11 protein-coding genes are annotated in these 12,111 nt (G+C 48.8%); 3 read left to right on the forward strand and 8 right to left on the reverse strand.

Features of this window, described 5'->3' with window-relative positions; all coding sequences use genetic code 11:
* Positions 1-32 precede the first annotated feature (32 nt).
* The 5 genes from metW to QCB44_RS00615 form a co-directional block, all read right to left on the reverse strand.
* Entirely contained in the window at positions 33-635 is a 603-nt protein-coding gene (metW, locus tag QCB44_RS00595) for a methionine biosynthesis protein MetW (protein WP_347710089.1), read from the reverse strand.
* Positions 636-658: 23 nt separating this feature from the next.
* Positions 659-1,831: a homoserine O-acetyltransferase gene (locus tag QCB44_RS00600; protein WP_279407277.1), complete on the reverse strand. Its 1,173-nt coding sequence runs from the start codon at positions 1,829-1,831 to the stop codon at positions 659-661.
* Between the two features lie 15 nt (positions 1,832-1,846).
* A complete protein-coding gene (locus QCB44_RS00605) occupies positions 1,847-2,434 on the reverse strand; it encodes a YggT family protein (RefSeq protein ID WP_279407279.1) in 588 nt (195 codons plus the stop codon).
* Positions 2,434-3,273 carry a pyrroline-5-carboxylate reductase gene (proC, locus tag QCB44_RS00610; protein WP_279407280.1) on the reverse strand — a complete coding sequence of 280 codons (840 nt, stop codon included), beginning with the start codon at positions 3,271-3,273 and terminating at the stop codon, positions 2,434-2,436. Before proC ends, QCB44_RS00605 begins: the two co-directional genes overlap by 1 nt.
* 195 nt (positions 3,274-3,468) lie before the next feature.
* The gene (locus tag QCB44_RS00615; protein ID WP_279407281.1) at positions 3,469-5,679 is read right to left on the reverse strand and encodes a Calx-beta domain-containing protein; all 2,211 of its coding nucleotides are present in this window, start codon (positions 5,677-5,679) and stop codon (positions 3,469-3,471) included.
* Between the two features lie 263 nt (positions 5,680-5,942).
* Here QCB44_RS00615 and QCB44_RS00620 point away from each other — a divergent pair, with 263 nt between their 5' ends.
* Positions 5,943-6,866: a hypothetical protein gene (locus QCB44_RS00620; RefSeq protein ID WP_279407282.1), complete on the forward strand. Its 924-nt coding sequence runs from the start codon at positions 5,943-5,945 to the stop codon at positions 6,864-6,866.
* 222 nt (positions 6,867-7,088) lie between these two features.
* Here QCB44_RS00620 and QCB44_RS00625 read toward each other — a convergent pair whose 3' ends face one another.
* The gene (locus QCB44_RS00625) at positions 7,089-9,386 is read right to left on the reverse strand and encodes an EAL domain-containing protein (RefSeq protein ID WP_279407284.1); all 2,298 of its coding nucleotides are present in this window, start codon (positions 9,384-9,386) and stop codon (positions 7,089-7,091) included.
* Complete coding sequence (locus QCB44_RS00630) at positions 9,383-10,075, reverse strand: YggS family pyridoxal phosphate-dependent enzyme (protein ID WP_279407286.1); 693 nt, start codon at positions 10,073-10,075, stop codon at positions 9,383-9,385. Before QCB44_RS00630 ends, QCB44_RS00625 begins: the two co-directional genes overlap by 4 nt.
* A 260-nt stretch (positions 10,076-10,335) precedes the next feature.
* Between QCB44_RS00630 and ppk2 the strand changes: the two genes are divergently transcribed.
* Both ppk2 and QCB44_RS00640 read left to right on the forward strand, forming a co-directional pair.
* Positions 10,336-11,130, forward strand: coding sequence for a polyphosphate kinase 2 (gene ppk2, locus QCB44_RS00635; protein ID WP_279407288.1), 795 nt, complete (start codon positions 10,336-10,338; stop codon positions 11,128-11,130).
* 34 nt (positions 11,131-11,164) lie between these two features.
* A complete protein-coding gene (locus QCB44_RS00640; protein WP_279407290.1) occupies positions 11,165-11,401 on the forward strand; it encodes a hypothetical protein in 237 nt (78 codons plus the stop codon).
* A gap of 12 nt (positions 11,402-11,413) precedes the next feature.
* Here QCB44_RS00640 and QCB44_RS00645 read toward each other — a convergent pair whose 3' ends face one another.
* The gene (locus tag QCB44_RS00645; protein ID WP_279407292.1) at positions 11,414-12,073 is read right to left on the reverse strand and encodes a hypothetical protein; all 660 of its coding nucleotides are present in this window, start codon (positions 12,071-12,073) and stop codon (positions 11,414-11,416) included.
* Positions 12,074-12,111 lie beyond the last annotated feature (38 nt).

The following is a 12,111-nucleotide window of genomic DNA, read 5'->3' on the forward strand; positions in this document are numbered from 1 at the left end:
CCTGGTTGGTATTAGCCTGTTTGCGCCGTTGATTAAGCTTTCTTTTGCACCTTGTAGAGGGCGATTTCGCCAAGTAGATTCGGAGCGATTTTCATGCCCAAGGTGCTGCGGTGCTCGGCGTTGACTACGGCGCGTTCCACGACTTCAATCCCTTTTGCTTCACACAGGTCTTCAAAATCATTAAAGGTGCACAAGTGAATATTAGGGGTATCGTACCAGTGGTAAGGCAGGGTTTTGGTTTCCGGCATGCGGCCTTTAAACAGCAGCTGGGCACGCATTTTCCAGTGACCGAAATTCGGGAACGTAATGATGCTCTGTTTACCAATCGCCAACATATCGTCCAGCAATTCGTCGGGACGTTTTACGACCTGCAAAGCCTGGGTCATGATGACATAATCAAACGAGTCTTCATCAAAGTAGTGACAGATGTCGTGGTTATTCAAATTGCTCTGAATCACATTGATATTGGCATCAATCGCCTGAATGATTTTGTCCGGGTCCAATTCCATGCCATAACCGCTGATCTGATGAGTATTGATCAGATGGGTCAGTAATCGACCGTCACCGCAACCTAAATCGAGCACGCGGCTATTGGGGGTGATCCAGTCTGAAATCAATTTAAATTCTGGTGAAATATGCATGTTAGCTTGACTCACTCTTAAGAGGGCTTTGCGTTCGTCTGGGCTGATTCCAACTCAGTCAAAATGCGATTCATATAGCTTTTAAAGACGCCTTCGTAATGTGGGTTAGGCAGTAAGAAGGCATCGTGTCCATGTTCCGAAGTGATTTCAGCGTAGCTGACATCTGCATCGTTATCGAGCAGAGCTTTGACGATTTCATGCGAACGTTCCGGCGAGAATCGCCAATCTGAGGTAAACGAGATGACCAGGAATTTGGCCGTGGCGTTGGCCAGGGCTCGGGTTAAATCATGATCATATTCGGCCGCCGGATCAAAATAGTCCAATGCCTTGGTCATCAGCAGATAGGTGTTGGCATCAAAATTCTGTTTGGTGGCAAACTTTTCACCTTGGTAACGCAAATAACTTTCAACCTGAAATTCTACGTCAAAGTTATACTGCAGCTTGCCTTCACGCAGTTCGCGACCGAATTTCGTTCCCATCATGTCATCGGAGAGGTACGTTAGGTGTCCCAGCATGCGTGCCAGCGCAAGCCCGCGCTTTGGTGTGGTGCCGTGTTCGATAAAACGGCCATCGTGAAAATCCGGATCCGACATGATCGCTTGGCGGGCCACTTCGTTAAAGGCAATGTTTTGCGCAGATAATTTCGGTGCAGCCGCGATGACAACGGCATGCTCAAGCTTATCCGGATAGTCGATCGCCCACTGTAAAACCTGCATGCCGCCCATAGAACCGCCGACTAGTGCGGCCCATTTTTCAATGCCTAAATGTTTACGCAGTTCGTTTTGGCTGTTGACCCAATCGCGGCAGGTCATAATTGGAAAGTCTGGGCCATACACCTTGCCGGTGTTGGGATTGATGGTGGTCGGCCCAGTACTGCCGCGGCACCCTCCGAGGTTGTTGGAACAAACCACAAAAAAACGATTGGTATCGATGGTTTTTCCCGGGCCGATATAACCATCCCACCACCCCGGCTTGCCGTCTGCATCTATACCGGCAACGTGATGATCTCCGCTCAATGCATGGCAGATCAGGATGGCGTTAGAGGCATCCTCATTGAGTTCGCCGTAAGTTTCATACACCAGTTCATACCCGGGAAGAACGGCTCCGCTCTCTGTTTCCAAAGGGGTGTCTACCTTAAGTATTTGCGGTGTTGTGATCGCGCTGTTTTCTTGCTGTGTGGCTGAGCTCATGCGTCTATTCCGTTTTTACAGTAAGCCTTGTGCGACTTGCACAATGGAACCGATCACAACAATCTGAAACAGTTTGATCGCTAAAATGGCAATTAACGGCGAAAGGTCAATGCCGCTAATGGGCGGAACTAGACGTTGAAACGGCGCCAGAATCGGACGGGTGATCTGGTTGAAAATCTCCGTATTCGGGTTGTAGCCAGGGGAAACCCAGCTCAAAACGGCCTGGATAATGATCAGCCAGAACATCATATCCAGCAACTGATTCAGAATTTCAGTAGTGGAAGCCAGAACGATCGCTATGGCACCAAAATCACGGTTGGTCAGCCAGCCGATGACCCAGACAAAAATGGCCTGAATGACTAAGGCGGTGATAATTGAAGCCCAGTCCCAGCGACCTTTAATCGGAATGATTTTGTTGGCCGGTGCGCACAGCGGATTAGTCACCTTTGCGACAAAGTGCACAATCGGATTGCGCCAGTCTACATGGGTTGCACGCATTAAAAAACGCAGCATCAATGCAAAAATGACCAAGCCGACGATAAATTGCAACAAGAACAAGCCGCCTTGTCCCACCGGGGAGCCTAAGGTGTTCATTGTATCCATTAAACTTCTCCTCCCAATTCGTTGGCCAGTTCCTGGGCTCGGGTTTGTGCGGCGCGCATCGCGTTTTCAACGATTTCTCGCAGCCCCTGATCTTCAAAGGTTTGAATGGCTTTTTCGGTCGTGCCGTTGGGAGAGGTGACGTTATGCCTCAGGGTGGTACAGTCGTCCGCACTTTCCATGACCATTTTGGCGGCGCCTAACGCGGTCTGCATGGTGAGTAAATGCGCTGTTTTGGCGTCCAACCCCAGTTTCTCGGCCGCCTGTTCCATCGCCTCCATAAAGAGGAAATAGTACGCCGGACCACTGCCTGAGAGGGCGGTCACCGCATCCAGCTTGTCTTCTTGGTCGACCCAGACGGTGAGACCGGTTGCGCGCATGATGTGTTCGGCTTGGTTCTTTTGTTCGTTATCGACCTGTGCCGTGGCGTAAAGACCGGTGGCTCCGCTTTGAATCAACGCCGGCGTATTGGGCATGGTGCGTACAATGGCCAGATCACCACCCAGCCAGCGATTGATGTCGGCAGAACGAATGCCCGCAGCGACGGAAACGATCAGCGGCTTGTTGTTTTGTACGCTGTTTTGAATGCTTTTACACACGCTTTGCAGAATTTGCGGTTTGACCGCCAAAATAACGATGTCGGCGCCTTCCATGGCTTCCTGGTTATCGGCAAAGCAGTGAATGCCAAATGTTGTGGTCAAATTTTGACGTTGCGCTTCGCCGGGATCCGCGACCCGAATCTTCTCTTTGGCATAACCACTGGCAATCAGGCCGCCAATCAAACTTTTGGCCATGTTGCCGCCACCAATAAAACAGAGCGTTGAATTCATAATTGAGTTCATTCCGTTAATCATTTGAATGCGCTTATTATAAAGGATAACCCGTTAAAAAATACCCTAAGCGGTGTATAGAAAAACAGAGAAACGGGTTTTCTAAAGGTTTAGATAAAAAACCTAGGCTTAAGGCACGGAACCCAGCAGGCCTGTCGGGTTTAGAACGTATAAAAAACGCCGCGTGTGTATGCGGCGTTTTTCAGTTTAATTGACGGAGGTGGATACCGCGTCAATTTGTTCTGGAATAGGTGGGGTATTTTCATACATGTATTTGAAGCGACGCACATAACTGTCGCCTTCAATGCCGTGCTCCGGATCGTCAGCATGCATGCCGTAGACGAAACTTGGACGGATGCTTTGATAGAGCAGTTCAGCTTCAACTGTAAATGGCCCGGTTGCACCGCTGGTATCGACTTCATAAGTGACCGTGTCTTTACCGTCGGATCCCGCTCCTTCTTTGCCGGCAGCAAAGTTGGTGTCCGAGGTTGCTAAGCCGTTGATATCGTCATCGTACATGCCTGGTGTTACCGGATTGGGGTGGCGGTTTTCCAAAGTCCAGCCAATAGGTGGCAGGCGGTTGTCTTTCAGATACTGGTTGGCGTGCAGCAATACGTGGGTGATGCCGCCGTTTACGTCGCCCAATACTGGTTCGTAAATTTGAACCTGGTTGGCATCATCTATGGTGTCGTGATGCGGTTCATAACAGGTTGAGTAGTCGAATTCAGGATCGTCTTTTTCGATTTTCAGACATTTATAATTGTTGAATTGTTCATCTTTGGCTAAGCGCCCGTTGGCATCCGCTGCGCCAGACTCAAAGACGACCGACCCGTTGACGTCGGTGACCTTTAGATGAACCCACATGCGGCGCGATGGGAAACTGGTCGGTAAGCGGTGACCGGTCAGGTTGGTGATGGTCACGGGAATCGTCAGGGTGCCAGCGTTATTCGTGGGGTTCGTCTCAATCGTTGCAGCTTGTGACAGCATAGCCCGTGTTTGGGTGATTTTTTCATCAAAGCCGCTTTCCGTGGTTTTATCGGCAATCCCCAATTCTTCCATGTAGGTTTTCAGCAGTCCGAGCAGATAGCTGTTGCCGCCGACGAATTCATGCACCGAAAACACACTGTCCGCATCGTCAACTCCGGAAGGTCTTGCTGTTGCATCAGCCGGTCTGGTGGTAATCGGAGTAGTATAGCCATCCGCCGGTGATGCCATATGGCAGGCCTGGCAGGTTTTTCCGGTGGCAGGATCCGAGTATTGGCTATTCAACCAATCCCAATAAGGGGTCTGCTCCGGGAATTGAGCAATGTTGCCGTCGACCAGGTGCGGATCACCCTCCAAATTCAACGTTGGAGTATACAGGTTATGGCAGGTGGCGCACATCGCTGATTCCCGAATGTGCGCGGCATATTCCGGTGTGTAGATGGTATTGTTTTGCATGGCATTTCCAACCGGGCTTTTGAATGGCCCGAAAATACTTGGGCTGACGCCATTGTTTTCTTCTTCCGATTTAATCGTGTAATGCCCGCTCATGCTGGCAACCTGCCCCAGGTCTTGGTTCTGCATCTGGTGACAGGCGGTACAGGAAATCCCTTCGCGTGCGTGCGGCTCAGAGATGGCGGTGGCAAACGGGTAGCCGCCGTCGGTGCTCAAACCGGTAGGGTCTTCGGTCAACAGCTCGATGTTTTGATGGGCGTGCGTGCTCGCCATCGGTGCATGGCAGCGCAGACAGGTGTCTTCAATAAAGACTTGCTTGTCCGGGAAGATGTGCACTTCTTCTTCCACCACGGCATTGAAATAAGGGTCGTTTAAGGAGTGTGCCATTACGCTGTGTTTCCATTGGGTGGCCGGGCTAACATCAGTGCCGCTGTAATTCATCACCGTGGTGGTGCCTGTATGGCAGGACGCACAGGTCGTGGCATTGGTAAAGATGCCCTTGATTCCCCAGTTGGCCAAGTAGCTCGGGTTGTTGAACATAGCACTGTGTTCAGCATCCAGAAGAGAAATGGTTGCTTGGCTATCCGCTAAAGTGGCGTGTGCCGGTTCGGATAAAGTAACGGTAAAGGCCTTAAGCGTGCTGGCATCACGGCCGTCAACCAAGGTGATCGTGATGGTTTTGCTGGTTTCCCCTGCGGCAAAGGTCAGGGTGCCGCTGGCGGATTCATAATCGGTGCCGGCAATGGCCGTACCATCCGCCGTGGCATAGTTTACGGTGACAGTTTGGCCACTCGCTTGGGACAAAGTGACGGCCACTTCCACCGAGGTAGCGCTATCTATGGCTTGAGTATCGGCGATGGAAATTTCCGGGTCGGTGCTGCTTGAGCTTCCTCCGCCACCGCCACCACAGGCAGTGATGAGAAACGTAGATAGCGACAGTATCAACAGACGTAGCCAAGCGGATGAAGTGAATGTATCCATGATGAATCCTTTAGCCGATAGTGCTGGCATGGCGAAATAGATGAAGGGATAGACTGATTTAATCACTGGCTGAGAAGGGGTGTCAAAAGTATCACTCCTGAAATTGACGCATATCAATAAAAAAATTATGGCTAGGTTCAAGTTTTGCGCTCACGGGTCGATATAAGTTTATGAAAAGCAACGCGATCCCGTAAAAACAGACAAATAGAGGGTCGTTAAATCACAAGGGAACTTTTTTAACGTTTTAATCAGGGTAGGCCAAGATGTTAACCTCAGCAATTTCTAACGGACTGTTAACCGGAGCGATAGAATCCCGCCTAAAGGGAGAGAATGCTCTTTTGCAGGGGCGAAACGATCCAGCTGAGCCGCTTGGCTTGTCTAAAACGCCGCAGAATAGCGGTCAAGATGTGGTTTCTACCAGCGAGCAGGGCATGTTCGCTGCGGCACGTATGCAAAATTATGAGCATGCCCTGTCGTTTAGTCAAACCATGAACCTACAGTTGAAAACACAAGAAGGTGACCTGGTTACGGTGGACTTTAGGCAGTTGTACGCCGAGTACCGATCTTATAAAGAACAACAGGCCGGACAAGTCGGGCCTGAAGGTGTGCGCTATTTTGAAAGTCGTGAAGCGATGGAAATGACCGCCTTTGAAGAGCGCTTTGCCTTCAGTGTTGACGGTGAGCTTAATGAGGACGAATTAAATGCGGTGTTTGATGTTTTTGAGCAAGTCGGTCGTTTGGCTGATCGCTTTTATAGTGGTGATGTCGAAGCGGCCTTTGAACAGGCCGTGCAGATGGACTTGGATTATGGGCAGTTGCAAAGTATGCAGTTGAACCTTTCTCAGCAACGTACTGAGGTGAGTCGCTATCAGCAGGCTGCAGTCGCTCAATATCAGTCGCTTCAGCCCGATAGCGCAAATGAGACTGTGCCGTCTTCTGTCCGCCTTCCGGATTATTTTGATCAATGGGAACAAACCGTCGCTAAACTCGATGAACTGTTTGCAAACAGCCGCGCGTTTGTTGATGAACTAATGGCCAAATTGATGCCAAATACAGAGAATGTGCCAGAAGTTGAGCAGAACGCTCAAGCACCATTAGAACGTATTCAAGATTTTCATAACCGTTTACGCGACTGGGTGACCAATCCATTTGTTGCTTCAGAAAATGAGCTGGCTGAAGTGGCGTAATGATTCATTTAAAAAAATGAGTTGAAAAAGCATTTAAGCTTCTAAAAAACCGGCCGATAACTATTTTAGAGGCGGTAAAGGCGCGATTAGCAAGCGTTGGAAAAACTGCCCTTTAACGTGAAGAAGTGCGTCTTTTTCATGTTGCAAAAAGGAGAGACAGCCGGAAGCCCCAAGGTTTCCGGCTTTTTTATGCGTTAAAAACTCAGCAGGCCTGTTGGGTTGTTAAGCGTTTGAATTGGCTTGTTTGTCGAGAATGAATTGTTCCAGCTCTGCTTTGGTCAGCGGTTTGGCAAACAGATAGCCCTGATATAAATCGCAGCCGTAGGTTTCCAGTGCCTTGGCTTGATATGCATGTTCAACGCCTTCGGCCACCGTATGAATTCCCATTTTTTGGGCGATGTCGATAATGTTTTCGATCAGGCCGCCGTCATCACCACCTTCCTGAATGTCATCGACAAACATCTTATCGATTTTCAGTTCATTGATAGGCAATTTCCTCAACAAACTTAAAGAGGAAAATCCCGTGCCGAAATCGTCCAATGACAAACTAATGTGCTGCGCTTTAAAGCGTTTGAGAATCGGCAGAATGCGGTCGAGAGACTCAATAAACAGGGACTCGGTCACCTCAATGGTAATCTGCTTGGATTGCAATTGACTGTCGAGGATCGATTGAGTCAACTCCTCACACAATCCGGCTTCCATAAACTGAGCCACGGAAACATTAATCGAAAGTTTAAAGTGGCTGTTTAAGCGCTGTTGCAATTCGCCTATTTCGACCAGTGCCGTTTGGGCAATGAAACGCCCGAGTTGAGGCATGATGCCGATTTCTTCTGCAACCGAGATAAATTCGATAGGCGAGACCTGGCCTAACTTAGGGTTATTCCAGCGTACTAGCGCTTCAACGCCATAGAGCTCTTGCTGGGGCGTGAGTTGGGGTTGGTAGGTCAGGTAAATTTCTCGGTTACGCACCGCGCTGCGCAGGTGGTGTTCAAGTGCGGTTTTGCGCGTCAATTGATTTTGCAGTTCATCCGAGAAAATTTCGATGCTGTTCTTGCGTTTTTTTGCCTGATACATGGCGATGTCGGCATGGCTGAGAGCGGTTTCCAGAGAGTATTGATGCGGAACGGCATAAGCGATCCCAACACTGGCGCCGATGTTGAAGCGCATACCTTCAATCAGATAGGTTTCCGACAGGGTTTGGATAATGGAAGCGGCGATCTGTTGCTCATTTTGACCATCAAACAGCAGCACCACAAATTCGTCACCGCCAAACCGGACCACCTGTTCCTGTTCGCTGACAAAACGTCTCAGACGGTTGGCTACCTGAATCAGCAGTTTATCGCCGACGGCGTGACCAAAGGTGTCGTTGATGTTTTTAAAGTTGTCGAGATCGACAAACAAAACCTTAATGCGCTGTTTGAGTTCGTCGTGGTTTTGGAATTTATGATTGAGATAGTTGCGGTTATACAGCCCGGTTAACGGGTCATGATTGGCTTGAAACAGCAACTTTTTGCGCGTAGAGGCTTCGTAGCGTGAAAAGGTGCGCACAAGACCATAAATCATGAAATTCGAGAGCACAAAAATCAGCAAGTACTGACTGAAGGTATCCCATAATCGGTTATAGAAGACACTAACGGGTTCAGAAATGACGGTCCAAACTCCATATACGGGTTCATAGATGGCACTTTCGATAATGGTGCCCTTGAAGAAGTCGGAATGGCGTTCCATAAATAAAGGCACATTGGGGTTGAATTGCTGCGCTTGCTGCAGAGTCACCCCGTAATCCTTTTGCAGGCTGCTGCTGATGCTGGCAATTGATTGGGGAGTTAGCGGCCGGGAATAGACGCTGCGGTATTGGTCGGCATTCAAACCGCTGAAATAGATATGAAAGTAATTGTGTGCATTGATTAGCATCGCTCGCCGACTTTGTTTAAAATCGCTATCGTCAAACAAAGAATTGTTGTCGACCCTTAAACCCGTGGTCATGACGGCCACTACTTTACCAGAAGCGTTACGTAACGCTTTGCGTAATGGTAAAGCCCATTGACTGCCAGCTTTAAAGTTGTAGGTTCGGCCAAGCACAAGCTGGTCCCTGTTCAGGGCCTGTTTGAAACTATCACGCGTGATTTCCTGCTCGAGTAAATTATTTAATTGGCTGGGATCGATGTTGTCACTGACCGCAATGAAATCGCCTTGCGGGTTGACCAGGCCAAAACCACCCAGAGAACGGTTGCTTTCAAGCATCCCCTTTAAAAGAGCTTGAGTCTTATCACGGTCTTGATAGCGGTTATCCTCTAAAAGCTGCTTGCCAAGCAGATCCAGCAGCAGTTCATTCTCGACCAGCTTGGAATGCATGCTGTGAGAGAGAAGTTTGGTTAAGGCACCGAGTTCAGCGTATTTATCCTGTTTGAGGTCTTGATATTTACCGTAGGTCAGCAATAGCAGAACCAGGGTGTTGGTCAGGAGTATCAGGTAGAACACCGACCAGCTGTTTTTCCATTTACCGACTAGAAATTTCATCGTTTTTCTCTTTGGCCAAAGATGTCGGTACCGATGCGCACCATCGTTGCGCCTTCCATAATCGCGGCTTCTAAATCTCCTGACATCCCCATGGAAAGGGTGTCGATTTGGCAATCAGGGAGTTGATTTTGCAGTTGGCTAAGCAAGCGGCGCATTTGTGCAAAAGGCTTGCGTTGTTCCTCAAACTGAGTGGCTATTTGCGGTATGGCCATTAATCCGCGCAGTTTTAAGTTGGGCAGATGAGCAATTTCATGGGCCGCTGCAAACAATTCCTCTTCGGTAAACCCGGACTTGCTGGGTTCGTTGCTGACGTTGACTTCCAGCAAGATATTCAACGGCCCTAAGCTTTCTGGCCGTTGAGCACTCAAACGTTGTGCAATTTTCAAACGATCGACACTGTGTACCCATTGGAAGTGTTCGGCAATAGGTTTGGTTTTGTTGGATTGAATGGGGCCGATGAAGTGCCATTCCAGGTCAGGATGTTGTGCAATTTTTTGTAATGCTTCCTGCACATAGTTTTCACCAAAAGCCGTTTGTCCCTGTTGTGCAATCTGTTCAATGGCCTCAATCGGCTTAGTTTTACTGACGGCCAGTAATTGTACCGAATGGGCGTGGCGTCCTGCCTGCTCGGTCGCCCGTTTAATGCGGTCCAGTACTGTCTGATAGCGTTCAGTCAAAGATCCAGTCATGTTGTTCACGTTTTTTGAGAGTGAATACGGCCCATCCTTGGGCGATTAATTGCGCTTATTGTAACCAAATATTCTTCTTATGAATACGGTGCGGTTAATCATTATGCAGTATTGGCTAATCTTTAACAGGTATGTTTTGCGCTCATCGAATGATGGCTTGCTTTGAATCAATTTTCCGGAGCTTTTTTCTTGTTCACGAACAGCTTAGCCGTATACTGAATTTAAATCATTACGTTATTGTGAAGAAAACGGAGCGTTGCATGAAAAAAGTCAAATCCAGTGAAAGCAATTACCCCTATCAGGAAAAAATGCCACGATCCGAGTATGAAGCGACCAAGCGGTTACTGCAGATTGAACTGCTTAAGTTACAGAGATGGGTAAAAGATAATAATGAGCGGGTGGTGATGCTTTTCGAGGGACGCGATGCGGCTGGAAAAGGGGGGACGATTAAACGTTTTATGGAGCATTTGAACCCGCGTGGCGCCAGAGTGGTGGCTTTGGACAAGCCGAATGAAAGGGAGAAAGGGCAGTGGTATTTTCAGCGCTATGTTGAGCATCTGCCGACCAGTGGAGAGATGGTGCTGTTTGACCGTTCCTGGTACAACCGTGCCGGGGTGGAACGTGTCATGGGCTTTTGTACGCCGACCGAATACACCCAGTTTATGCATCAGGCACCGGATTTTGAACGCATGATCACGGCCGATGGGGTTCGTCTGATGAAGTTCTGGTTTTCGGTTGGACGCAAAGAACAGTTACGGCGTTTTAATGAACGGAAACACGATCCCCTCAAACAGTGGAAATTAAGCCCGATGGATTTGGCCTCACTGGACCGGTGGGAGGATTACACCAAAGCCAAAGAAGACATGTTTTTCTACACCAATACCACGCATGCGCCTTGGACGGTGATTAAATCAAATGATAAAAAGCGCGCGCGTATTGAGGCCATGCGTTACGTTCTTAATAAAATTCCTTATGAAGGTAAAGATCAAGAAGTCATTGGTAAACCGGATCCGTTGATTGTCAGTACGGGTGAAGATGTCTTTCAGGAGGACTAACGGTGGATTTAAACGGAATGAGAGGGATCAAACAATGAGTATGAAAATCGAAGAGCATGCGACGGCTGTCGTGAAACGCTTTAAGGAGATGTTATCCGACGAGCAGGTTGCACTGATTGGTGATGAGCATTTTGAAGAACTTGAGGTGTTAATTGAGGCCGCGATTGGTTCGTCGGAAGCCAAAGCGCTCTCGGAAGCGGTAAAACAAGTAGAAGACTTGGCGAAGTCTTTAGCGAACCATGTTGCTACGATTAAAAATTTAGAGATGTAAGCAACGGGGTGTTTATTTTAGGTCGATGACTTGCCAGCTGTCCTGCCCGCTTTGCTGTTCCCGCCAATAATTGACTAACTCTTCAAGCGAACCTTGATAGCAGCCGGGCAAGAGTGCTTGACAAGCGAGACGATTGGCGATATTCCAATCTTCTAACAAGGGACAGGCGCCGATGGCTTCGGGAGGTGACTCCGGGAGCATAAAGCGCGCGGGTTTCACTGCAAAGGGGAACGCCTCGCTGGCATAAAGAAATGCCAGTGTCGGCGCCTTAATCGATTGGCGCATTCGCGCCAGAAATAATAGCGCAGCGATATTGAGATCTTTTGCTAACAGAAGCGTAGGTTGCTGAAGGGTAATCTGGCTCAAGGCTTGTTGCAAAGAGTCTGTTTGGTGCGGAATGAGTGTGTAATTTGAACAGGCCTGTTCACTTTGCTCCTCGATGCGGCTAGATGCCAGCGACCGTTTGCTAAGCAGTTGCAAGCGTTTTCCCGACGTTTGAAATAACGCCCCTTCAATCGGTGTGTCAGAGTGGTTGTCACAGTGTAATTCATAGCGGTGACTTAAACCGTTCGCTTGAATCGGGGCGTCATTTTCCAAGGTCAGGTTGAGCAGCCAGAATCCGCCCGGCTGTTCATGTTGTTGAATGTGTTTGACCTTAATTGGCGTGCTCATGCATTTCCCGCGATTGTTAAACTGACCAGGCCTGTTGA

It is taken from the genome of Thiomicrorhabdus sp. zzn3 (assembly GCF_029767755.1).
Classification (GTDB): Bacteria; Pseudomonadota; Gammaproteobacteria; order Thiomicrospirales; family Thiomicrospiraceae; genus Thiomicrorhabdus.